A 22,175-nucleotide genomic window follows, 5' to 3' on the forward strand; every position below is an offset into this window, starting at 1 on the left:
AGAACGGCACGGTGACCGAGACCGCCGACTTCCCGCCCGACCCCGAGCGCCCCGCCGGGTGGCTGCCCCCGGACGAGATCAGCCGCATCCGCGCCCAGATCCCGATCCTCTACGTCGACGCCGTCCCGGTGCGGGTCGACGACTCGGGCGACGTCGTCGCGGTCGGCCTGCTGCTGCGCGTGACCCCGGAGGGCGTCATGTCGCGCGCCCTCGTCTCAGGACGCGTGATGTACCACGAGCGCGTGCGGGACGCGCTGCTGCGGCACATCGAGAAGGACCTCGGGCCGGTCGCGCTGCCGATGATCCCCTCCTCGCCGCAGCCGTTCACCGTCGCCGAGTACTTCCCCACCCCGGGTGTCACGGGCTACCACGACCCGCGCCAGCACGCGGTGTCCCTCGCGTACGTGGTGCCCGTCGCGGGCGACTGCCGCCCGCAGCAGGACGCGATCGACCTCGCCTGGCTCACGCCGGAGGAGGCCTGCGCGGAGCAGGTGCAGGTGGAGATGAACGGCGGCCAGGGGCTGCTGCTGCGCCAGGCGATGGCGTGGGTCGGCCGGATGGCCTGACGCTCACAGCTCCAGCTGCGGCCAGTCCGCGAGGTCCGCGCGCATCGCGCGGTCGTGGGTGGCGACCACGACGGCGGCGGACGTCGCGCGCAGCGCGGCCGTGAGCTCGTCGACGAGACCGACGGAGAGGTGGTTCGTCGGCTCGTCGAGCACCAGCACGTGCGGGGCGGCGAGCAGCGCGCACGCGAGGTCGAACCGGCGCCGCTGGCCGGTGGACAGCTCCGCGAGGGGTCGCTCCAGGTCCTCCTCGCGCAGCAGGCCGAGCGCCGCGACCGGGACGAGCTGCTCCGGGTCGAGCTCGCCCGCCCCGAGCAGCTGGAGCGCGCGGCGGGCGTAGGCGTCGAAGGCCGAGGGGCCCGCCTCACCCGCCGGGCGCACCGCGTGCTCGGTCGGCCCCTCCTGGGCGAGCACGCCGAGCCGCACGCCCTCCGCCACCGTCCGGGCGCCGCGGTCGAGCGGGACGGTGCCTGCGAGCGCTGCGAGCAGCGTGGACTTGCCGGAGCCGTTCGGCCCCGTCACCAGGAGGCGGCCGGCGGGCAGGATCTCGACGCGGCGGCCGGGCAGGTCGAGGCGCGGACGGCCGTCGCCCGCCACGCGCGGCGCCCGCAGCTCGAGCAGCGGGCCGCGGTGACCGGCGGCACGGTCGGCGTCGGGGTCGAGCGGGCGGTCGGGGTCGGCCGCGGGCGACGAGCGACGCGGCACGGCCGGAAGGTCGGGGAACGTCAGCGCGAGCGGCGGCTCCGGCACGGCCACGGCCTCGGCCTCGAGCCGCTGCACGAGCCGGTCCGCCGCCTTCACGTGGATGCGGGCGCGGGTCGCGCGACGGTGCTTCTGCGAGCCCTTGACCGGCCGCCACTCGTCGGACAGGCCCTCGTACGAGGCGTCGAGGCGCTCGGCCAGCCGCGCCGCCCGGGCGCGCTCCTGACGGAACCTCTGCCGCCACCGCCGGAGCATCTGGTCACGGGCGAAGCGGTAGTCGGCGTAGCGTGCCGCGCCGTACAGCGTCGGGCGCCCGTCCATCGACGGGTCCAGGTCGAGGATCGCCGTCATGACGTCGTCGAGCAGCCGGCGGTCGTGCGTGACGATGACGACGCCGCCGGGCCAGCGCTGCAGCGCGCCCGTGAGGTGCTCGACCCCGCCGGCGTCGAGGTGGTTCGTCGGCTCGTCGAGGAGCAGCACGTCGGCCCGCTCGGCGATCCGGCAGGCGAGCCGCACGCGGTAGCGCTCGCCGACGCTCAGGGCGTCGAGCCGGCGCTCGCGGTCGCGCGGCGCGCCGAACCGGGTGAGCGCCTCGTCGACGCGCCGGTCGACGTCCCACGCCTCGAGCTGCTCATACCGGGTCGTCGCGCGCTCGAGGGCATCGAGGTCGTCGCCGCTCGTCGCCAGGACGTGCTCCAGCCGCGCGGCCGCCTCCCGCACCCCGGCGGCCGTGGCGTCGAGCAGCGCGCCGACAGTCTGGCCGGGCAGGACGCCGAGCTCCTGCTCGACCACCCCGACGGTCCCGACGCGCCGCACCGTGCCGGCGCTCGGCGCCAGCTCGCCCGCCAGCAGCCGCAGCAGCGTCGTCTTGCCGGCGCCGTTCTCGCCGACGAGGCCGATCCGGTCGCCGGCGGACACCGTGACGTCCAGCGCGTCCACGACCGGGCGGCCCGGGTAGCCGAACGTCAGGCCGGTCGCGACGAGCTGCGCGGCGCCCGGGGTGGCGGAGCCGCCGGACGCCCCCACGAGCGGCCCGAGGTGCTCCGCCATCGGTCGTCCCGCCTCAGCCCGCCGACAGGACGCGCGCGATCGCCGGCGCGAGCGCCCGGAACGCCTGCCCGCGGTGGCTGATCGCGTTCTTCTCCTCGGGCGTCAGCTCCGCGCACGTCCGCGTCTCGTTCGTCGGCACGAGGACCGGGTCGTACCCGAAGCCGTGCTCTCCCCGCGGCGCGGTCGCGAGCACGCCGATGAGGGAGCCGTGCTCGACGTGCTCGACGCCGTCGGGGGTCACGAGCGCCGCCGCGCAGACGAACCGCGCGCCGCGGTGCTCGGGCCGGACGTCGGCGAGCTGGGCGAGGAGCAGCGCGAGGTTCGCGGCGTCGTCGCCGTGCCGGCCGGACCACCGGGCCGAGAAGATGCCGGGCGCGCCGCCGAGCACGTCCACCGCGAGGCCCGAGTCGTCGGCGACCGCGGGCAGGCCGGTGAACGCCGCGAGGGCGCGGGCCTTGATGAGCGCGTTCTCGGCGAACGTCACGCCGTCCTCGACGGGCTCCGGCGCGCCGACGTCACCGGCGCCGACGACGTCGGACTCCGTGAGACCCGGCAGGCCCGGCGCGAGGATCGCGCGCAGCTCGCCGACTTTGTGCGCGTTGTGCGTGGCCAGGACCAGGCGGGGGCTCATCGCGCCGCCCGCGTGGCCGACCCGTCGCCCGCCGGCGCGGCGAGCGCGTCGCGCTGCAGCTGCGCGAGCGTGCCCGTGCCGGCCAGCGCGAGGTCGAGCAGCGCGTCCAGCTCGGCCCGGTCGAACGGGGCGTGCTCGGCCGTGCCCTGCACCTCGACGAACGCGCCGCCGCCGGTGACGACGACGTTCATGTCGGTCTCGGCGCGCACGTCCTCGACGTACGGCAGGTCGAGCACGGGCACGCCGTCGACGATGCCGACCGAGACGGCGGCGACCGAGTCGCGCAGCACCGTGCGGCCGGGGGCCACGACGCCCTGCTGCGTCGCCCACGCGACCGCGTCGGCGAGCGCGACGTACGCGCCGGTGACGGCCGCCGTGCGGGTGCCGCCGTCGGCCTGCAGCACGTCGCAGTCCAGCACGATCGTGTTCTCCCCCAGCGCGGCGACGTCCACGACGGCGCGCAGCGAGCGGCCGATGAGCCGCGAGATCTCGTGCGTGCGCCCCCCGACCTTGCCGCGGACCGACTCACGGTCCGACCGCGTCGAGGTCGCGCGCGGCAGCATCGCGTACTCGGCCGTCACCCAGCCCTCACCCGAGCCCTTGCGCCAGCGCGGCACCCCCTGCGTGAAGGACGCGACGCACAGCACCCGCGTGTCACCGAACTCGACGAGGACGCTGCCCTCGCCGGAGCCCAGGAAGCGGCGGGTGATCGTGACGGGGCGCAGCTCGTCGGGGCGCCGGCCGTCCGGGCGCACGCCGGAGGGGGCGGAGGGGGTCGGGGTCATGCCACCGAGCCTAACCGGGCGACCCCGCCGTCCCGCCGCGGCCTCAGAGCGCGAAGACGTCGCCCGCCCGCGCCACGTCGAGCGGACCGTCGTACACCGCGCGGGCCTCGGCGCGGGTCACCGCCGGGTCGTTCCAGGCCGGGAGGTGGGTGAGGACGAGCCGCCGCACGGCCGCCCGGGCGGCCACCTCGCCGGCGCGCCGACCGGTGAGGTGCACGCCCCGCACCGCGTCGTCGCGGCCCTCGACGAACGCCGCCTCCGAGAGCAGCAGGTCGACGCCGGCCGCCAGCACGTCGAGCCCGCCGCACTCGTCGGTGTCGCCGGTGTAGGCGAGCGTCACGCGCCGCGCCGGGTCGTCCTCCGCGGGGCCGGTGACCCGCACGCCGAACGCGGGCAGGGGGTGCTCGACGGGCACCGGCACGAGCTCGAGGGGTCCCACCCGGACGGCGACGCCCGGCTGCCAGGTGCGGACGTCGAACTGCTCCGCGACGGCGCTCGTGTCCTCGTCGCCGTTGAGCTGCGCGAGCCGGGCCGCGGTCCCCTCCGGGCCGTGCAGCGGCACGGGCGTGGTGCACGGCCCGGCGGGGCGGTACCGGCGGACCACGTCGAGCCCGGCGAGGTCCGCCACGTGGTCCGCGTGCAGGTGGGACAGCGCGACGGCGTCGACCGTCGCGGGGTCGACCACGCGCTGCAGCGGCCCGAGCGCGCCGTTGCCGAGGTCGAGCAGGACGGACCAGGTGCGGCCCGTCTCGTCCTCGGCCTGCACGAGGTAGGACGACGCGGCCGAGTCGGGGCCCGCGAAGGACCCCGCGCAGCCGACGACGACGAGCCTCACCGCAGCGCCCCCAGCGGCTCCACCGCGTCGACCTCCGGCCCGAGGAAGCGTCGCGCGAGCTTCTGGAACGAGCCCGGGTCGCCGGTCGCGAGGAACCGGTGCGTCGGCGGGCCCGCGGCGGGGTCCCGCTCGAGGCCGTGCTCGACGAGCGTGCGGTAGACGTCGCGCGCGGTCTCCTCCGCGCTGGAGACGAGCGTGACGTCGTCGCCCATGACATAGGAGATCGCGCCCGTGAGCAGCGGGTAGTGCGTGCAGCCCAGGACCAGCGAGTCGACGCCCGCCTCCCGCACCGGGTCGAGGTACTCGTGCGCGACCGAGAGCACCTCGGGCCCCGACGTCACGCCGGCCTCGACGAGCTCGACGAACCGCGGGCACGCCTGCGACACGAGCGAGACGCCCCGCGCCACGGCGAACGCGTCGTCGTACGCGCGGGACTGGATCGTCGCCTTCGTGCCGATGACGCCGATCCGGCCGGTGCGGCTCACGGCGACCGCGCGGCGGGCGGCGGGCAGGATCACCTCGACCACCGGGATGCCGCGGCGCAGGGTGTAGCGCTCGCGCGCGTCGCGCAGCATGGCCGCCGAGGCGGAGTTGCACGCGATGACCAGCAGCTTCACCCCCGCGTCGACGAGGTCGTCCGTCACCTCGAGCGCGTGCGCGCGGACCGCGGCGAGCGGCTTGGGGCCGTACGGGGTGTTGAGGGTGTCGCCGATGTACAGCGTCGACTCGTGCGGCAGCTGGTCGAGGATCGAGCGGGCGACCGTGAGACCACCGACCCCGGAGTCGAAGATCCCGATGGGGGCGTCGTTCACGCGGCCGAGCCTAGCCCTCGTCGGCGTGCGGCTCGCGCCGCTCGCCCGCCGCGCGCGCCTCCTCGAGCATGACGAGGACGAGCGACTCCTGCAGCCAGGACAGAGCGTCGTAGGCCGAGACGAGGTAGAGCCGGGCCGCCACCAGCGGCTCCTCGGGCGAGGCCAGCTGCAGCTCGGTGAGCAGCCGCTCGGCGTCGTCCTCCTGCTGGATGCCGAGTCGGTCGGCGAGCACCAGCCGCACGTCGCTGAGGGCCGCGGCGACCGCCCGCGCGTCCTCGCGGCGCACGACCACGCGGTCCGGGTGCCGCTCGTCAACGTCGACGAGCGCGCGCCACCACGTCGCCAGCCCGGCGACCTTGCGGGCGCGCACGTCGTCCTCGGTCAGCCGGCGGAACTCGGCCGCGACCGTCGGGTCGTCGCGCGACGCGTCCGGCAGCAGGCGTCGCACCGCGGGGTCGTCGGGCGGCTCGATGTCGCTCGTCCGGAACCGCAGTGCCGCGGCGTCCTCGCCCGCTGCCTGCGCCCCGCCGTCCTCGAACCGCTCCGCGCCCAGCAGCTGCGCGACGTCGGCCGCCGCGGCGGCGAACACGGTCCGCTCGGCCTCGCCGATCCGGGCGACGAACCCGCGCCGGCGTGCGCGGAAGCGGCGCATCACTGCCCGCTGCGCTGCAGGGTGGCCCAGAGCCCGAACCCGTGCATCGCCTCCACGTCGACCTCCATGGCCTCTCGCGTGCCCGTCGAGACCACGGCCCGCCCCTCCTGGTGGACCTGCAGCATGAGCCGGTGCGCCACGTCCTGCGGGTGGCCGAAGTAGGTCTCGAAGACGTACGTCACGTACGTCATGAGGTTCACGGGGTCGTTCCAGACGATCGTCACCCACGGGTCGTCGGTCGCGGCGTCGCTCGCGGCCTCGGCGACCTCCGACGGGGCGGTGAGCACGGGCACGGCACTCACTGTAGGCGCCCTGACCTGGCCGGTCGCCCGCCGGGGCCCTAGCGTGCGAGTCATGACGAGCACGCCCGGCACGACGCTGCCCGACACCACGACGTCGCTGCTGACGGACCGCTACGAGCTCACGATGCTCCAGGCGGCGCTGGCGGACGGCACCGCCGACCGCCGCTGCGTGTTCGAGGTGTTCACCCGACGCCTGCCGGCCGGGCGGCGCTACGGGGTCGTCGCAGGCCAGGGGCGCGTGCTGGAGGAGCTCACGCGGTTCCGCTTCGAGCAGGACGAGCTGGACTGGCTGGCCGCCGCCGGCGTCGTGGACGACGCCACGCTGGGCTGGCTCGCCGACTACCGCTTCACGGGCACCGTCCACGGGTACGCGGAGGGCGAGGTGTTCTTCCCCCAGTCCCCCGTCCTCGTCGTCGAGGGCACGTTCGCCGAGGCGGTGCTGCTCGAGACCGTGGTGCTCTCGATCCTCAACTTCGACTCCGCCATCGCGTCGGCCGCGTCCCGCATGACGAGCGCCGCCGTCGACCGGCCGTGCCTGGAGATGGGCGCGCGCCGCACGCACGAGGACGCCGCGGTGGCGGCCGCGCGGGCCGCGGTCGTCGCGGGCTTCGCCGGGACGTCGAACCTCGAGGCGGGGCGGCGGTACGGCCTGCCGACGATCGGGACGGCGGCCCACGCGTTCACGCTGCTGCACGACGACGAGCGCTCCGCGTTCGAGAGCCAGGTCGCGGCCCTCGGCAGCGGGACGACGCTCCTGGTCGACACCTACGACGTGCGCGAGGGCGTGCGCCTGGCGCTGGAGGTCGCCGGCACCGGGCTCGGGGCGGTGCGCCTGGACTCCGGCGACCTGGGGGTGCTCGCCTCCGAGGTCCGCCACCAGCTCGACGAGGCCGGCGCGCACGGCACCCGGATCACCGTCACGTCGGACCTCGACGAGTACGCCATCGCCGCGCTCGCCGCCGCTCCGGTCGACTCGTACGGCGTCGGGACCTCGCTCGTCACCGGCTCGGGCGCGCCGACCTGCGGCATGGTCTACAAGCTGGTCGCGCGCGAGGGCGCGGACGGCGCGATGGTGCCCGTCGAGAAGCGCTCGAGCGCGAAGACGAGCGTCGGCGGCCGCAAGTCGGCGGCGCGGCGGCTGGGCGCCGACGGACGCGCCGTCGAGGAGGTGGTCGTCACGGGCCCCGAGGAGGCGGTGCGCGGCTGGGCGCCCGACGACGACGCCCTGCGGCCGCTGCTCGTCCCGCTCGTCACCGACGGCGTCGTCGACGAGCGGTGGACGGGTGCCGCCGGGGTGGCCGCGGCCCGCGAGCGGCACCGCGAGTCGCGTGCCGAGCTGCCGCGCGGGGCCCGCCGGCTGTCGGCCGACGAGCCCGCCCTCGCGACGACCACGCTCCGCCTCGGCTGACCCGACCGGCGCCGGGCGGGCCGGTCAGCGCTTGCCGACGAACCAGCCGCGCACCATCGCGACGCGCGACGCGAGCTGGTCGGGGTCGGCGAGCGCGACCTCGGGGCCGCCGCAGCGACGCCGCAGCTCCGCGTGCACCGACCCGTGCGGCTGACCGGAGCGACGCGACCATGCCCCGACGAGCTGGGAGAGCTCCTTGCGCAGCTCCGCCTGCCGGCGGTGGTCGAACTCGCGCGTCGCCTCGTCGGGCCCGCTGGCCCCACGCGACCGCCGGCCGCTGAGCTGGTCCGCCTGGCGCTGCCGCAGCAGCGTGGCGACCTGGTCCGGCTCCAGCAGCCCCGGCAGGCCGAGGAAGTCGAGCTCCTCGTCCGAGCCGACCTCCGCGCCCGTCCCGAACTCGCCCCCGTCGAACAGCACCCGGTCGAACGTGGCCTGCGCCTCGAGGGCCTGGAACGCCCCCTCCAGGCCGTCCGGACCCACGGCGTCCGGGCCCGAGCGCTCGCGGTTCGCCTCCTCGAGGAGGGCGGCCTCCGGGTCGAAGCCCGCCCCGTCCTCCTCCGCCGTGCGCGGCCGGTCGAGCGCGTGGTCCCGCTCGAGCTCGAGGCTGCCCGCGAGGGCGAGCAGCTGCGGGACGCTGGGCAGGAACACCGACGCCGTCTCGCCGCGGCGCCGGGCACGGACGAACCGGCCGACGGCCTGCGCGAAGAACAGCGGCGTCGCCGTGCTCGTCGCGTAGACGCCGACCGCGAGCCGCGGCACGTCGACGCCCTCCGAGACCATCCGGACGGCGACCAGCCACCGGGAGTCACCCGCGGAGAACGCGTCGATCTTGTCGCCCGCGCCGGAGTCGTCGGAGAGGACCACGGTCGGCGACTCGCCGGTGAGCCGGGCGAGGTGCCCCGCGTAGGCGCGGGCGTCCGTCTGGTCGGTCGCGATGATCATCGCGCCCGCGTCGGGCACCGAGCGGCGCACCTCCGTCAGGCGGCGGTCCGCCGCGGCGAGGACGCTCGGGATCCACTCGCCCTCCGGGTCGAGCGCCGTGCGCCAGGCCTGCGCGGTGACGTCCTTCGTCAGCGGGTCGCCCAGCCGGGCGCTGACCTCGTCACCGGCGCGCGTGCGCCAGCGCATCGAGCCGCTGTAGGACAGGAACAGGACGGGCCGCACGACGTGGTCGCGCAGGGCGTCGCCGTAGCCGTAGGTGTAGTCGGCGACGCTGCGCCGCACGCCGTCGCGGTCGGGCGCGTACTGGACGAACGGGATCGCCGCCGTGTCCGAGCGGAACGGCGTGCCGGTGAGGCTGAGCCGCCGCGCGGCGCCCTCGAACGCCTCCCGGACCGCGTCGCCCCACGAGAGGGCGTCACCGCCGTGGTGCACCTCGTCGAGGATCACCAGTGTGGGGGCCGCCGTCGTGCGCGCCGCGTGGAGCGCCGGCTTGCTCGCCACCTGCGCGTACGTGACCGCGACGCCGTCGAAGCCGTGCCCGTGCCGGCCCTGGGCGTTGCTGAAGCTCGGGTCGAGCCGGATGCCCACCCGCGCCGCGGCGTCCGCCCACTGGCGCTTGAGGTGCTCGGTCGGCGCGACGACGGTCACCCGGCGCACGACCCGGGCCTCGAGCAGCTCGGTCGCGATGCGCAGCGCGAACGTCGTCTTGCCGGCGCCCGGCGTCGCGACCGCGAGGAAGTCGCGCGGCTGGCGCTCGCGATACGCCTCGAGCGCCTCGGCCTGCCACGCGCGCAGCTTGCCGGCCGTCCCCCACGGCGCCCGGGCCGGGAAGGCCGGGGGCAGGTGGGAGGCAGCCGACGACGAGGCGTGCGTCGGGTCGGACGAGGCGGAGACGGACGGGCGCGTGCCGCCGCTCACGAACCGCTGCCGGAGCCGCGGCCGAAGCCCCAGCGCCGTCCGCCACCGGACCCCGAGCCGCCGCCCTCCGCACCGGAGCCCTCGCCGTCCTGCGGCTCACGCAGGCCCTCGTAGATCTCCTTGCACACCGGGCACACCGGGAACTTGCTCGGGTCGCGGCCGGGGACCCACACCTTGCCGCACAGGGCGATCACGGGCTTGCCGCTCATCGCGGACTCGAGGATCTTCTCCTTGCGCACGTAGTGCGCGAAGCGCTCGTGGTCCCCCGGCTCGACCTGCTCGGTGGTCTCCGGCCGCTCGAGCACCGAGGTCGCGCCGCCCTGGTCCGGCCGGAACGGGTCGTCTGGTCCGGTGCCGGGGAAGGAGGGCTCGCTCATGCGCGGAAGTCTACGTCGCGGCCCCGACACGGCCGGGCGGCGACCACCGCCCGGCCGCACGGTCACAGGCCCTGCCAGCCCGGCTTCGACGCGTAGGTCTCGCGGTAGTAGTCGGCGAGCTGCAGGCGCGACGCGGCCGCGTCGTCGACGAGGACGGTCACGTGCGGGTGGTGCTGCAGGACGGTGCCGGGCCACATCGCGCTGACCGGCCCCTCGACGAGCTGGTGCACGGCCTCGGCCTTCTGCCGGCCCGTCGCCACGAGCACCAGGTGCCGGGCGGACATGATGGTCGCGAGGCCCTGGGTCAGCACGTGCCGCGGCACGGCGTCCACGTCGTCGTCGAAGAACCGCGCGTTGTCCTGGCGGGTCTGCGCCGTCAGCGTCTTGATCCGGGTCCGCGACGCGAGCGACGAGCCGGGCTCGTTGAACGCGACGTGCCCGTCCGTGCCGATGCCGAGGATCTGCAGGTCGACGCCCCCCGCCTCGGCGATCGCGGCCTCGTACTCCGCGCAGGCCGCGGTGATGTCGTCGGCCAGGCCGTCGGGGCCGCGCACGGCGTCGGCGGCGAAGTCGACCCGGCCCACCAGCTCGGTCTGGATGACGTTGCGGTACCGCTGCGGGTGCTCGGCGGGCAGGCCGACGTACTCGTCGAGCATGAACGCGCGCGCCCGCGCGAACGAGAGGCCCTCCTGCTCGTGCAGACGCACCAGCTCGTCGTACACCTTGAGCGGGCTGGAGCCCGTGGCCAGGCCCAGCACGGCGTCCGGCATCGAGCGCAGCAGGCCCGCGACAGCCTGGGCGGCCACGCCGGCGAGCTCCTCGGCGGGAGCGATCACGACCTCCATCAACGACCTCCGCTCAGGGCGCCGTCGCGCCCGACCACGGCGGCGCCGACGGCGCCGACCGGTGCGCCCGCGGGCGCCAGGGTGACCCGCTCCTCCAGCGCCATCGAGGCGAGGAACGGCGAGGAGAGGGCCCCGGCCCGGAGGACCTCCCGCACGGCGTCGAGCAGCGGCGTCCCGACGCCGCTGACCCCGCCGCCGACGACGACGCGCCGCACGTCGCACGTGAGCACCAGCAGGCGCACCGCCGTCGCCACCGCGCCCGCGAACTCGTCGCGCACGCGCACCGCGCGAGGGTCGCCGGCCGCCGCGGCCGCGAAGACCTCGACCGGCGCCGGACGCTCGTGCGGTCCGGGCCACGCCGCGTCGAGCGCCGAGCCCGAGGCGTACTGCTCGAGGCAGCCGAGCTGCCCGCAGTTGCAGGGCCGGCCGCCGGGCACGTACGTGAGGTGCCCGATCTCGCCCGCGGCGCCGCCGGACCCGCGCCGCAGCCGACCGTCCAGCAGCAGCCCTGCGGCCAGCCCCGTGCCGAGCGCGAGGAACGCGAGGTCCGGCAGCTCGCCGGGGGCGAGCAGGTGGGCGGCACCGACGGCCGCGACGTTGACGTCGTTCTCGAGGCGCACGTCCACGGGCGCGCCGAGCCGCGCCGCGACGAGCGGCGCCAGCGCCGCGCGGCCGTCCACCCCGAGGTTCACCGCGTGCTCGACCGTGCCGTCGACGTGGTCGACGACGCCGGGCAGGCCGATGCCGATGCCCGCCAGGTCGACGACGTCCACGCCCCCGGCCAGCGCGAGCGCGTGCACGGCGTCGACGACGCCGCCGACGACCCCGTCGACGCCCCGGACGGTCGCGGACCGCGTCTCGTGCCGCACGACCCCGGCCGGGTCGAGCAGCACGCCGTGCACCTTCGTGCCGCCGACGTCGAGGCCGACGCTCCAGCCGGAGCGGACCGCGGAGGCCGTGCCGACCGTGGCCGCCGACGCCTCGCCGTGGCCGTCGGGAGGGCCCGCGGGCAGCACGTGGCCGTGCGCCCGCTGCGGGGGCGCCAGTGTCTGCTCGTCCACGTCAGCCCTTCACCGCTCCGGACACCAGTCCCGAGGTCATCTTCCCCTGCACGAACAGGAAGAAGATGATCACCGGGATCGCGATGATCGCCGAGCCCGCCATCACGACGCCCCAGTCGGTGGCGCGGTTGGCCTCGAGCAGCCCCTGCAGCCACAGCGGCAGCGTCCGCTGCGCCGGCTCCGTCATGACGACGAGGGCGAGGGTGTACTCGTTCCACGCCTGCAGGAAGCCGTACACGCCGGACGCGACCAGCCCGGGGGCGAGCAGCGGGAAGGTGATCCGGAAGAACGCGCCGGTGCGGGACAGGCCGTCCACCATCGCGGCCTCCTCCAGCTCGATCGGCACGCCGGCGACGAACCCGCGCAGCATCCAGATCGTGAAGGGCAGGATCGCCGCGGTGTACACCAGCGCGAGGCCCGCGGCGCGGTTGACGAGGCCCCAGCTGTCGAGCACGGCGTACTGGGAGATGAAGAGCCCCTCGGCGGGGATCATCTGCACGACGAGGATCGTGAGGATGAACGACTTGCGCCCCCGGAACCGGAAGCGGCTGACGGCCAGCGCGGCGAAGAAGGCGAACACGAGCGCCGCGATCAGGACGATCACGACGACCGACAGCGAGACGCGCATCGCGTCCCAGAACGTGCCGTCGTTGATGACCTGGCGCACGTTCGAGATGGTCCCGTCGACGGGGAACCAGGCCGGGTCGGGCGCCTGCAGCGCGCTCAGGGGCTGGAAGGCGCTGTTGACCATCCAGTAGATCGGGAAGACCCAGAGGATCGCGACGACGACCGCGAGCACGCTCAGGAGCCGGCGCGACAGCGTGCCCTGGGAGCGACCCGACTCGGTCGAGGCGGTGGCCTGCACGCGGGCCGGACGGGCGGACGTGCTCCGGTCGCGCGGGGCGGCGAGGGTGCTCACAGCTCGTCCTCCTTCAGCATCTTGCGGATGTAGAACCCGGTGAGGGCGAGCGTGATGACGAGCATGATCGTCGCAAGGGCGCCGGCCTGGCCGAAGTCCTTGGACATCGAGTAGATGAGGGTGCCGAGCAGGTTCGTCTCGCGCGTCGGCGCGCCCGCTCGTTGGAGCGTGTAGATCTGCGTGAACACCTTGAGGTCCCAGATCACCTGCAGCAGCAGGACGATCGTGAGCACCGGCCGGATCATCGGCATGGTGATGTTCCAGAACCGCTGCCGCGGCGACGCGCCGTCGAGCTGCGCCGCCTCCATCGTCTCGGCCGGCACCTGGAGCAGGCCCGCGTAGACGGAGAACGCGACGAACGGCACCGACATCCACACGACGATCACGGTGGCGACGAGGTAGAAGGACAGCGGCTGGACGATCCACGAGTGCCGGTCGAACTGGTCGAGCCCGAACACGTGCACCAGGGTCCAGTTGATGACGCCGTACTGCGTGTCGAACAGCCACTGCCAGACGGTCATGGACGCCAGGACCGGCGTGCCCCACGCGAGGAGCAGCGCGACCTGCAGCGTCATGCGGGCGCCTCGCGCCACACGCTCCATGAGCACGGCCAGCGCGACGCCGACGAGCATCGTGAGCGCGGCGTTGACGAGGCAGAACGCGATCGACCGGGCGATCACCGTCCAGACGTAGGAGTCGGTCAGCAGGTCGGTGTAGTTCTGGAGACCGACCCACTCCGGCGGCGCGCCGAACTGCTGCTTGAGGCCGAACTCCTGGAAGGAGAGCACGAACTGGCGCACGAGCGGGTAGCCGAGCGCGACGCCGATGACGATGCTCGCCGGCAGCAGCAGGCCGTACGCGCCGAGGCGAGGGCGCCGGCGGCGCACCGGCGGCCGTGCCGGGGCGGTGGGGGCAGAGGCTGCCATGGGGGTGGGCTCCAGTCTGGCGGCGCGCGCCGGCCCTGCGGGGCCCGGACGCACCTGGTCGTTCAGGTGGTCGTCGCCACGGTGCTCCTGCGGCACCGGGCCTGTCGACGCCTGGGCGGTGGTCGGCCGGTCCGGGGACCGGCCGACCACCGACCCGGGTGGGTCAGCCGTTCAGGATGTCCGCGATCCGCTGGTCGGCAGCGGTGGCCGCGGTCTTGACGTCCTGGCCGGTGGCGAGCTGCTGGAAGAAGTCCTCCAGCACGCGGTCGCCCTCGACGGTCGCCCAGTTCTCGGCGGCCGGCGTGAGCTTGGCGGCCAGGGCGGCCTTGACGGCGGCCTGGGCGTACACGTCGTCACCGACGGAGGCGGTGTACTCCGAGTTGCCCGGGATCAGGCCCTTCGAGCCGAGCTGGTTCTGGAAGTCGGCCGAGAAGATGATCTTCAGCAGGTTCTTGGCCAGCTCCGGGTGCTTCGACTTCGCGGCGACCGCGAGGTTCGAGCCGCCGGCGAACGCCGTCGCGACCTCGTCGGCCGAGTTGCCGGGGAGCGGGAAGATCCCGGTGTGCTCCTCGTTGCAGGCCTGCTGCTTGGTGCGCTTCTCGGTGGCCTCGTCGGACTGGTCGTCCGCCGCGACCTTCTCGTCGCACTCCTTGATGTTGATCGACCAGCGGGCCCACGTCGGCGCGTAGAACATCGCCGCCTCGCCGTTGTTGAACGGCACCCACGGCTCGGCCGAGTCGGAGTCGGCGGGGGCGTTCGTCGCGTTCGTGAACAGGTCCTGGACCTGCGTCAGGCCGGCGACCGAGGCGTCGCTCGAGAGCGCGCCCTTCCACTGGTCGCCCTCCTGCACGGCGAAGTCACCACCGTTGGTGAACAGCCACGACGCGCCGGAGTACCAGTCCTGGCCCGGCAGCCACAGGCCCGAGACCTTGTCGGTCGTGAGCTTCTTCGCAGCGTCGTTGAACTCGGCGAGGGTCGTCGGGACCTCGACGCCGGCGTCCTTGAACACGTCCTTGTTGTAGAAGACCGCGCGAGCACCCGAGTAGTAGGGCACCGCGTAGATCTTGCCGTCGGCCGTGCCGGCGTCGACGAAGCCCTGGAGGAGCTTCTCGCCGCCGAGCGCCGGGTAGAGGTCCGTGATGTCGGCGAACGCGCCGGCCCACGTGAACGTGGGGGCCTGCGTGTTGCCGATCTCCACGACGTCCGGCGTCTGGTCCTCGGACGCGAGGGCCGTCTGCAGGCGCGGGACCAGACCGCTCCAGTCCTGCTGCTCGATGACGAGCTTCGAGCCGGGGTTCTCCGACGCGAACGTCGTCGTCAGGTAGTCGCGCAGCTCCTGCGGCGTGTCGGTGCCGTTGAGCCACAGCTTGATCGTGGCCGGCTCCGGCGTGCCGCCCGCGGAGGGCGACTCGTTGTCGGCCGGGGTGTCCGTGCCGCACGCCGCGAGGGCGAGAGCCGCCACCGCGCCGAGCGCTGCGAAACGTAGGATCTTCACGTTGGGGTTCCTCCCGTGAGCGAGGCGAGCGCCGGACGGCGGTCGCCGGGGGTGATTCCGACCTGCAAGGGGCCGGCTCGGGGTCGTCACGTGACTCCGAGCTGGCCTGACAGGACGAGGACTGCTGCACCGGTCAGCACCCCGTCCTCGTCGAGCGAACCCATCCGTAGCGTCAGGCCCTGCCCGATGACGGGCATGGTCCGGGCACGGACGGCGTCGAGCGCCGCCTCGAGCAGAGGTCCGTCCAGCAGCTCCCGGGGGCCGGAGAGCAGGATCTCGCCGAGGTCCAGCGCGGACACGACGGGTGCCAGGGCGATGCCCAGCAACCGTCCGACCGACGCCAGAGCAGCGTCGGAATCCTGGGGGTCGAGGCCCGCGACGCGTGCGCGCAGGGCCGGGACGCTGAGCACCGTCTCGAGGCAGCCGCGCCGGCCGCAGGCGCACGCGCCGGGCTCCTGGGCGGACTCGTCGTCGAGGACGGTGACGTGGCCGATCTCACCCGCGGCGTGGTGCTTGCCGACGACGAGCGCCCCGTCGACGACGATGCCGGCGCCCACGCCCTGCCCGATGGTGACGACCATCGAGCCGCTGCCGGCCGCCTCGCCGTAGGTGAACTCCCCCAGCGCGCGAGTGTTCGCGTCGTTCGCGACGTGCACGGGCACGCCGAGCCGCTCCGTGAGGAGCGTCGCGAGGGGAAGGTCGTACCAGCCGAGGTTCGGCGCCTGCACGACACGGCCGTCCTGGTCGATGACGCCCGGCGAGGCGATGCCCACGCCGAGCACCGGGCTGGCCGCGGCGTCGACGAGGTCGGCGGCGAGCGCCACGAGGAGCTCCACCACGTCGTCGCCGCGCCGGCCCTCGAGCGGCGCCGTGCGGCGCGTGACGAGCTCGCCGTGCATCGTGAGGACGGCCCCGACGAGCTCGGAGTCGTCGGTGAGGTCGAGGGCGACGATCTCGAAGGCCTTCGCGTCGAGCCCGACGAGCGTCGCGGGCTTGCCGACCTTGCCCTCGACCTTCACGCCGAGCTCGGTGACGAGCCCCTCCGCGATGAGGTCGGACACCAGGTCGGAGACGGTCACCCGCGTGAGGCCGGTGCTGCGCGCGATGTCGGCGCGTGAGCTGTTGCCGTCGTGGAAGAGGGTCGCGAGCACCATCGAGCGGTTGTGCGCGCGGGCGTGCTCGGGCAGCGCCTTGACCGTGGGCCGCAGCGCCCGTCCGATCCGTCGTGCACCCGAGCTCACGGGCGCTCCTGCCGTCGTCACGTTTGTTAGTAGAGCTTCCTTACTAATGGAAGTCAACCACCTGTCGTGACCGTGATCACATCGTGACCGTGCGTTCACACGAACGACGCACGACCCCGCGCAGCCGGCCTCCTGCGTCCCCCGACCGGCGCAGCGGGGCCGTGGTCAGCGTCCTCTCAGCGTCCGTCGGCGGCCACGGCGTCCACCCAGCCGAGCGCCCCCGCGTGCCGCACGGACCGCGTCGCCACCTGCACCGCGCGCCCGAGAGCGGTGGGCACGTCCGCTCCGCGGGCGACCTCGGCGGCGAACGCGCCGTGCAGCACGTCGCCCGCGCCCAGCGTGTCGACCACGTCCCCGGCGGCCACCGCCGGCGGACGGACGAGACCCCGGTCCCCGTCGGCGGAGCGCCACTCGACCGGGCCCGCCCCGGACGAGCGCGCCACGGTGGCCGCTCCCCACGCGGCCACGGCGTCGAGCACGTGACCGGGGTCCGGGGCGCGGAAGTCCGCCGACAGCACCGCGTGGTCGACGAGCGCGAGGAGCTCCTCGAGCCCGGGCTTCCAGCTGCCGCCGTCGAGGAGCACCGGCACTCCCCCGGACCGGGCGGCCCGGGCCAGCGCGACGGCGGCCGCGAGGTGGTGGCCGTCCAGCAGGAGCGCGTCGGCGCCCCGCAGGACGTCCTCGGCGACGGCGGCCGCCGCGTCGTCCAGGCGTGCGACGCCGGTGGCGTTGACCGAGACCACCGAGCGCTCGCCCGTGGCCCGGGTGACGAGCACCGTCGAGACGGCGGGCGACCCCGGCAGCCCCTCGAGCAGGTCCACGACCTCGACACCCCGCCCGGCGAGGCCCGAGCGGACCGCGTCGGCGACCGGTCCCGTGCCGAGCGCCGTGACGAGGACGGTGGGGACGCCGAGCGCCACGGCGGTCGCCGCGGCGTTGGCGGCCGGACCGCCGAACGCGACGCTCGCGCTGCGCGCGACGACCTTCTCGTCCGGCCCGGGCAGCGCGTCCACCACCTGCACCACGTCGAGCGTGGCCAGGCCCGCGCACACCAGGCGTGCGCTCACCGACGGTCCACGAGCAGCCACGTGGCGCCGCCCAGCGCGGCGGCCGCGACCGCGACGGACGGCCACGGGCCGAGCGCCGTCTCGCGCGCGAGCACGTGCGACGCCACGAAGCACCCCGCCGCCACGAGGAGGACCCCGCCGACCCGCACGGGTCCGGCGTCCCGCGCGCGCCACGCGCACGCCGCGGCGCCGGCCACCAGGACGGCCCCGCCGAGGGGGCGCACGCCCGTGACCTGGGCGACGGCGAAGCCGGCGACGAGGGTCGCGGCGGCGGGGACGGCGGTGGGAAGTCGGCGCACGCCGCCACCCTAGGACGGCGCGGCGCGCGCGGTCGCGGGGCGACCTCCGTCCCGTGGAGGGCCCCACGGTGCGGCACTAGGTTGGACCTCGGCCCGTCGTGCCGTCCGCCGCGTGCCGGTCCCCCCGGCGCCGCCCCGGCAGCCTTGCCCGTCAGAGAGGGAACCCGAGTGTCCACGCAGCCGATCGACCCGACCACCACCGGCGCCTGGCAGGCGCTGAGCGAGCACGAGTCGACGTTCACCCCCGACCTGCGCGGCTGGTTCGCCGCCGACCCCGAGCGCGCGCGGCGCCTGACGTTCCCGCTCGCCGACCTGCACGTGGACCTGTCGAAGAACCTCGTCACCGACGAGACGCTGGAGCTGCTGGTGCGGCTCGCGCACGAGGTGGGCGTGGCGGACCGGTTCCAGGCGATGCTGCGGGGCGAGCGGATCAACGTCACGGAGAACCGCTCCGTGCTGCACACCGCGCTGCGGCGCCCGGCCGACGCCGAGCCCGCGCTCGTCGTGGACGGCCAGCAGGTCGACGACGACGTGCAGGAGGTGCTGCACCGGGTCTACGAGTTCGCCGAGCAGGTGCGCTCGGGCGAGTGGACGGGCGTCACGGGCGAGCGCGTCGCGACGGTCGTCAACATCGGCATCGGCGGCTCGGACCTCGGCCCGGTCATGGTGTACGAGGCGCTCAAGCCGTACGTCCAGGACGGCCTGGAGGTGCGGTTCGTCTCGAACATCGACCCGACGGACCTGGCCGAGACGGTGAAGGACCTCGACCCGACGACGACCCTGTTCATCGTCGCGTCGAAGACCTTCACGACGCTCGAGACGCTGACGAACGCCCGGCTGGCCCGCGCGTGGCTCTGGGAGCGGCTCGCGGCCGCCGGCCACCTGGCGGACGACGACGAGGCGCGCACCGCGGCGGTCGCGAAGCACTTCGTCGCCGTCTCGACGGCGCTCGACAAGGTGGCGGAGTTCGGCATCGACCCGGCGAACGCGTTCGGCTTCTGGGACTGGGTCGGCGGCCGGTACTCGGTCGACTCCGCCATCGGCACCTCGGTCGCGATCGCGATCGGCCCGGACGCGTTCGCCGACTTCCTCGCGGGCTTCCACGCGGTCGACGAGCACGTGGCGACGACGCCGTTCGAGCGCAACGTGCCCGTCCTCATGGGCCTGCTCAACGTGTGGTACGTGAACTTCCTCGGCGCGCACACGCACGCGGTGCTGCCGTACGCGCAGTACCTGCACCGGTTCCCGGCGTACCTGCAGCAGCTGACGATGGAGTCGAACGGCAAGTCCGTGCGGTGGGATGGCACGCCCGTCACGACGCTCACCGGCGAGGTGTTCTGGGGCGAGCCGGGCACCAACGGCCAGCACGCCTTCTACCAGCTCATCCACCAGGGCACGCGGCTCATCCCGGCCGACTTCATCGCGGTCGCCAACCCGGCCCACCCGCTGCGCGACGGCGACACGGACGTGCACGGGCTGTTCCTCGCGAACTTCTTCGCGCAGACCAAGGCGCTCGCGTTCGGCAAGACCGCCGACGAGGTGCGCGCCGAGGGCACGGCCGAGGAGATCGTGCCCGCGCGCGTGTTCTCCGGGAACCGGCCGACCACGTCGGTCCTCGCCCCGGCGCTCACGCCGTCGGTGCTCGGGCAGCTCATCGCGCTGTACGAGCACATCACGTTCGTCCAGGGCGTCGTCTGGGGCATCGACTCGTTCGACCAGTGGGGCGTCGAGCTGGGCAAGAAGCTCGCGCTGGAGATCGCGCCCGCGGTCGCCGGGGACTCCGCGGCGCTGGAGGCCCAGGACGCCTCGACCCGCGAGCTCATCGCGACGTACCTGCGCCTGCGCGACTGAGGACGGGGGCAGGACGTGGCCGAGGTCGTCCGGGCGCGGGTGGACGCATGGTGCTGGGCCGTGCGGCTGTTCCCCACGCGCTCGGCGGCCGGCGCCGCGTGCCGGGCGGGGCACGTCCGGGTGAACGGCGAGCGCGCCAAGCCGGCGACGATCGTCGTGCCCGGGGACGAGGTCCACGTCCGCGGCGGGGCCCGTGAGCGGATCGTCGAGGTGCGCCGCACGGTCGTCAAGCGGGTGGGTGCCGCGGTGGCGGTGGAGTGCTATCTCGACCGCTCCCCCGCCCCGCCGCCGCGCGACCAGGTGGCCGTCGCTGCGCTGCGCGACCGCGGGGCCGGCCGGCCGACCAAGCGCGACCGCCGGATGATCGAGCGCCTGCGCGGGCGCTGACCGCGCAGGGCGCACACTGGAGGGGTGCCCGCCGACGCCCCTGCCCTCGACCGCGCGCCCGGCGCGGCCGCGCAGCGCAACGGGCAGGACGGCCCTCTGCTGGACACCTACCGGCCGCGGCACGCGCTCGACCTGAGGCTCACCGTCGCACCGCTGCGGCGCGGCCGGGGCGACCCCACGTGGGCGGACGGCCCCGACGGCGCGCTCTGGCGGGCCCACCGGACCCCGCACGGCCCGGCGACGACGCGGCTGCAGCAGCGCCGGGGCGAGGTCGACGTCGCCGCGTGGGGGCCCGGCGCGTCGTGGGCCGTCGAGGCGGTCCCCGAGCTGCTGGGCTGCCGGGACGACGGCGAGCTGGACGCGTCCCTGCACCCGGTCGTGGCCGCGGCGCACCACCGGCACCCCGGGCTGCGCGTGCCCCGGTCGGCCGACGTCCTCGGGGCGCTGGTCCCCGGCGTGCTCGAGCAGCGCGTCGTCGGCCTCGACGCGAAGGCCTCCTGGCGGCGGCTCGTCGCCCGCCACGGCGAGCCCGCGCCGGGCCCCGTGCGCCTCGTCGTGCCGCCCGCCGCCGAGGTGTGGCGTGACCTGCCGGACTGGGAGTGGCGCCGGGCGGGGGTCGAGGGAGCCCGGTCCGACACCGTGCGCCGGGCCGCGCAGGTCGCCGGCCGCCTGGAGGCGACGCTGTCGCTGCCCGTCGTCGAGGCGCGCCGCCGGCTCACGTCCGTGCGCGGCATCGGCGCCTGGACGTGCGCGGAGATCACGAGCCGCGCCCACGGCGACACCGACGCGGTGCCCGTCGGGGACTACCACCTGCCGTCGATCGTCGGGTGGGCGCTCACGGGCGAGCGTGCCGACGACGCCCGCATGCTCGAGCTGCTCGAGCCGTGGCGGGGGCAGCGCCACCGCGTCGTGCGGCTCGTCGCCCTGACCGCGACACCCCCGCGACGGGCGCCGCGCTCGCCGCGTGCGGTGCCCCTGCGCTGAGCGGGTCGGGTAGCGTCGTCCCCGGACGTCCCCGCACTCCAGGCGGGGCTGCACGCACCCGGGAGGAACCCATGAGCCAGCCTGTCGTCGAGTCCCGCGACGAGGACTCGGTCGAGGCGGCCGGCACCGCGGTCGCGACGTTCTTCGCCTTCGTGCTGTTCCTGGGTGGCCTCGCCCTGCTGGCGATCTCCTTCGACGTCGGCGACGCGGCCCCGTGGACCTTCACCGGCGGCATCCTCGCGATCGGCCTGGCCTTCGCGCTGCCGACGACGATCCTGCCCGCGCTGGAGGACCGTCAGGGCTCCTGACGCCAGGCCCCTCGCCTAGAGCTGGGCGAGACGCCAGGTCCCCGTCGTCCGGACGACGACCACCGACGGGCCCGTGTCGATCGGGGCCGTGTCCGACATCGCGCCCTCGCCGTCGACGAGCGTGAGCGGCGCCTTGCCGCCGTACTGCACGACCGAGAACGGGCTCGGGTCGTCGTGGATGTACGCGAGGTGCCCCTGCGGGCCGTCGTAGAGGACGACCGTGTCCCCTGTCCCGGACAGCGCGGCGCCGCCGCCGCCCACGTGCGCCGCCCCGGAGACGGGCACGAGCGTGACGACCCAGTCACCCTCGGCGCTGACCCGCAGGGCGTCGGGGCGGTCGGCGCGCAGGCCGTACGCCGTCGTCCCGGAGTAGGCCCCCGAGGACGCGACCAGGGCCTTGCCCGCCTTCGCCCCCGAGCCGTCGAGCGGCTGCACGCGGAACGTCCCGCCACCGGCGTAGCTCGCCACGACCAGCCCCGCGCTCGCGCCGGCCGGGACCGGGACGACGTCGTCCCCCGACCCCTCGACGGTCACGGGGTCGAAGCGCCCGAACTGCGTGTCGTAGGGGCCCGCGAGGTCGTCGGCCCCACCGCCGGGCTGCGCCGGGGCCGTGGCCGCGGGCGACCCCTCGACAGGCAGCGACCACCCGGGGTCCGGCGCGCCCTCCGTCGCCTTCGAGATCGCGCCGACCACGACCATGACCGCGGCCGCCTCCAGCGCGAACACCCAGCCGCGCCGCCACACGGGCACGCGGTAGCGCCGCTCGTGCGGCCGCCACGTCGGCGAGGGGCGCACGTCGGGGCCGGGCCAGGCGG

23 protein-coding genes and 1 pseudogene are annotated in these 22,175 nt (G+C 75.3%); 6 read left to right on the forward strand and 18 right to left on the reverse strand.

Features of this window, described 5'->3' with window-relative positions:
- Positions 1-11: 11 nt before the first annotated feature.
- Positions 12-566: an NUDIX hydrolase family protein gene (locus HGCM_RS15060; protein ID WP_019137645.1), complete on the forward strand. Its 555-nt coding sequence runs from the start codon at positions 12-14 to the stop codon at positions 564-566.
- A 3-nt stretch (positions 567-569) separates the two neighbouring features.
- Here HGCM_RS15060 and HGCM_RS15065 read toward each other — a convergent pair whose 3' ends face one another.
- From HGCM_RS15065 to clpS, 7 genes are read right to left on the reverse strand one after another with little or no spacing between them, the layout of a single operon-like run.
- A complete protein-coding gene (locus tag HGCM_RS15065) occupies positions 570-2,315 on the reverse strand; it encodes an ATP-binding cassette domain-containing protein (RefSeq protein ID WP_019137646.1) in 1,746 nt (581 codons plus the stop codon).
- A 13-nt stretch (positions 2,316-2,328) separates the two neighbouring features.
- Positions 2,329-2,946, reverse strand: coding sequence for an RdgB/HAM1 family non-canonical purine NTP pyrophosphatase (gene rdgB, locus HGCM_RS15070; RefSeq protein WP_019137647.1), 618 nt, complete (start codon positions 2,944-2,946; stop codon positions 2,329-2,331).
- The gene (gene rph, locus HGCM_RS15075; protein WP_019137648.1) at positions 2,943-3,731 is read right to left on the reverse strand and encodes a ribonuclease PH; all 789 of its coding nucleotides are present in this window, start codon (positions 3,729-3,731) and stop codon (positions 2,943-2,945) included. Before rph ends, rdgB begins: the two co-directional genes overlap by 4 nt.
- Positions 3,732-3,774: 43 nt before the next feature.
- Positions 3,775-4,566: an MBL fold metallo-hydrolase gene (locus HGCM_RS15080; protein WP_019137649.1), complete on the reverse strand. Its 792-nt coding sequence runs from the start codon at positions 4,564-4,566 to the stop codon at positions 3,775-3,777.
- Positions 4,563-5,378: a glutamate racemase gene (gene murI, locus HGCM_RS15085; RefSeq protein WP_019137650.1), complete on the reverse strand. Its 816-nt coding sequence runs from the start codon at positions 5,376-5,378 to the stop codon at positions 4,563-4,565. The genes HGCM_RS15080 and murI overlap by 4 nt, the downstream gene beginning before the upstream one ends.
- Before the next feature lie 10 nt (positions 5,379-5,388).
- Positions 5,389-6,030, reverse strand: a complete 642-nt coding sequence (locus tag HGCM_RS15090) for a DUF2017 family protein (protein ID WP_019137651.1) — start codon at positions 6,028-6,030, stop codon at positions 5,389-5,391.
- On the reverse strand, positions 6,030-6,323 hold the full coding sequence (clpS, locus tag HGCM_RS15095) for an ATP-dependent Clp protease adapter ClpS (protein ID WP_019137652.1): 294 nt from the start codon (positions 6,321-6,323) through the stop codon (positions 6,030-6,032). The genes HGCM_RS15090 and clpS overlap by 1 nt, the downstream gene beginning before the upstream one ends.
- A gap of 61 nt (positions 6,324-6,384) precedes the next feature.
- On the opposite strand from clpS, the gene HGCM_RS15100 reads away from it, so the two are divergent.
- Complete coding sequence (locus HGCM_RS15100) at positions 6,385-7,740, forward strand: nicotinate phosphoribosyltransferase (RefSeq protein WP_019137653.1); 1,356 nt, start codon at positions 6,385-6,387, stop codon at positions 7,738-7,740.
- A gap of 24 nt (positions 7,741-7,764) precedes the next feature.
- Here HGCM_RS15100 and HGCM_RS15105 read toward each other — a convergent pair whose 3' ends face one another.
- From HGCM_RS15105 to HGCM_RS15150, 10 genes are all read right to left on the reverse strand, one after another.
- Positions 7,765-9,600, reverse strand: a complete 1,836-nt coding sequence (locus HGCM_RS15105; RefSeq protein WP_019137654.1) for a DEAD/DEAH box helicase — start codon at positions 9,598-9,600, stop codon at positions 7,765-7,767.
- A complete protein-coding gene (locus HGCM_RS15110; RefSeq protein ID WP_019137655.1) occupies positions 9,597-9,977 on the reverse strand; it encodes a DUF3039 domain-containing protein in 381 nt (126 codons plus the stop codon). Before HGCM_RS15110 ends, HGCM_RS15105 begins: the two co-directional genes overlap by 4 nt.
- A gap of 62 nt (positions 9,978-10,039) precedes the next feature.
- Complete coding sequence (nagB, locus tag HGCM_RS15115) at positions 10,040-10,822, reverse strand: glucosamine-6-phosphate deaminase (RefSeq protein WP_019137656.1); 783 nt, start codon at positions 10,820-10,822, stop codon at positions 10,040-10,042.
- Positions 10,822-11,883, reverse strand: coding sequence for an ROK family protein (locus HGCM_RS15120; protein ID WP_019137657.1), 1,062 nt, complete (start codon positions 11,881-11,883; stop codon positions 10,822-10,824). The genes nagB and HGCM_RS15120 overlap by 1 nt, the downstream gene beginning before the upstream one ends.
- 1 nt (position 11,884) lies before the next feature.
- Positions 11,885-12,802 (reverse strand): carbohydrate ABC transporter permease, encoded by a 918-nt coding sequence (locus HGCM_RS15125; RefSeq protein ID WP_019137658.1) that lies wholly within the window; start codon positions 12,800-12,802, stop codon positions 11,885-11,887.
- Positions 12,799-13,728 (reverse strand): carbohydrate ABC transporter permease, encoded by a 930-nt coding sequence (locus HGCM_RS15130; protein WP_026075511.1) that lies wholly within the window; start codon positions 13,726-13,728, stop codon positions 12,799-12,801. Before HGCM_RS15130 ends, HGCM_RS15125 begins: the two co-directional genes overlap by 4 nt.
- Before the next feature lie 163 nt (positions 13,729-13,891).
- Positions 13,892-15,223, reverse strand: coding sequence for an extracellular solute-binding protein (locus HGCM_RS15135; protein ID WP_019137660.1), 1,332 nt, complete (start codon positions 15,221-15,223; stop codon positions 13,892-13,894).
- A gap of 86 nt (positions 15,224-15,309) precedes the next feature.
- Positions 15,310-16,485: an ROK family transcriptional regulator gene (locus HGCM_RS15140; RefSeq protein WP_370906338.1), complete on the reverse strand. Its 1,176-nt coding sequence runs from the start codon at positions 16,483-16,485 to the stop codon at positions 15,310-15,312.
- A 155-nt stretch (positions 16,486-16,640) separates the two neighbouring features.
- Positions 16,641-17,531 carry a PfkB family carbohydrate kinase gene (locus HGCM_RS15145; protein WP_019137662.1) on the reverse strand — a complete coding sequence of 297 codons (891 nt, stop codon included), beginning with the start codon at positions 17,529-17,531 and terminating at the stop codon, positions 16,641-16,643.
- Entirely contained in the window at positions 17,528-17,830 is a 303-nt protein-coding gene (locus HGCM_RS15150; protein WP_019137663.1) for a hypothetical protein, read from the reverse strand. The genes HGCM_RS15145 and HGCM_RS15150 overlap by 4 nt, the downstream gene beginning before the upstream one ends.
- 168 nt (positions 17,831-17,998) lie before the next feature.
- On the opposite strand from HGCM_RS15150, the gene pgi reads away from it, so the two are divergent.
- The 4 genes from pgi to HGCM_RS15170 all read left to right on the forward strand — a co-directional run bounded on the left by pgi (position 17,999) and on the right by HGCM_RS15170 (position 21,360).
- Positions 17,999-19,681, forward strand: a complete 1,683-nt coding sequence (gene pgi, locus HGCM_RS15155; protein WP_019137664.1) for a glucose-6-phosphate isomerase — start codon at positions 17,999-18,001, stop codon at positions 19,679-19,681.
- Between the two features lie 15 nt (positions 19,682-19,696).
- Positions 19,697-20,068: an RNA-binding S4 domain-containing protein gene (locus tag HGCM_RS15160; protein ID WP_019137665.1), complete on the forward strand. Its 372-nt coding sequence runs from the start codon at positions 19,697-19,699 to the stop codon at positions 20,066-20,068.
- A gap of 24 nt (positions 20,069-20,092) precedes the next feature.
- Positions 20,093-21,052 carry a DNA-3-methyladenine glycosylase family protein gene (locus HGCM_RS15165; RefSeq protein WP_019137666.1) on the forward strand — a complete coding sequence of 320 codons (960 nt, stop codon included), beginning with the start codon at positions 20,093-20,095 and terminating at the stop codon, positions 21,050-21,052.
- A gap of 71 nt (positions 21,053-21,123) precedes the next feature.
- Positions 21,124-21,360: a hypothetical protein gene (locus HGCM_RS15170; RefSeq protein WP_019137667.1), complete on the forward strand. Its 237-nt coding sequence runs from the start codon at positions 21,124-21,126 to the stop codon at positions 21,358-21,360.
- A 15-nt stretch (positions 21,361-21,375) separates the two neighbouring features.
- Here the strand turns inward: HGCM_RS15170 and HGCM_RS18500 are convergent.
- A pseudogene (locus HGCM_RS18500) lies at positions 21,376-22,175 on the reverse strand (hypothetical protein); the annotation flags it as partial.

This window comes from Cellulomonas massiliensis JC225 (assembly GCF_000312005.1).
GTDB lineage: Bacteria > Actinomycetota > Actinomycetes > Actinomycetales > Cellulomonadaceae > Cellulomonas > Cellulomonas massiliensis.

Coding starts and splice junctions, on each gene's coding strand:
- HGCM_RS15065 (WP_019137646.1), bottom strand. CDS start 2,315: ATGGCGGAGCACCTCGGGCCGCTCGTGGGGGCGTCCGGCGGCTCCGCC.
- rdgB (WP_019137647.1), bottom strand. CDS start 2,946: ATGAGCCCCCGCCTGGTCCTGGCCACGCACAACGCGCACAAAGTCGGC.
- rph (WP_019137648.1), bottom strand. CDS start 3,731: ATGACCCCGACCCCCTCCGCCCCCTCCGGCGTGCGCCCGGACGGCCGG.
- HGCM_RS15090 (WP_019137651.1), bottom strand. CDS start 6,030: ATGCGCCGCTTCCGCGCACGCCGGCGCGGGTTCGTCGCCCGGATCGGC.
- HGCM_RS15100 (WP_019137653.1), top strand. CDS start 6,385: ATGACGAGCACGCCCGGCACGACGCTGCCCGACACCACGACGTCGCTG.
- HGCM_RS15110 (WP_019137655.1), bottom strand. CDS start 9,977: ATGAGCGAGCCCTCCTTCCCCGGCACCGGACCAGACGACCCGTTCCGG.
- nagB (WP_019137656.1), bottom strand. CDS start 10,822: ATGGAGGTCGTGATCGCTCCCGCCGAGGAGCTCGCCGGCGTGGCCGCC.
- HGCM_RS15130 (WP_026075511.1), bottom strand. CDS start 13,728: ATGGCAGCCTCTGCCCCCACCGCCCCGGCACGGCCGCCGGTGCGCCGC.
- HGCM_RS15170 (WP_019137667.1), top strand. CDS start 21,124: ATGAGCCAGCCTGTCGTCGAGTCCCGCGACGAGGACTCGGTCGAGGCG.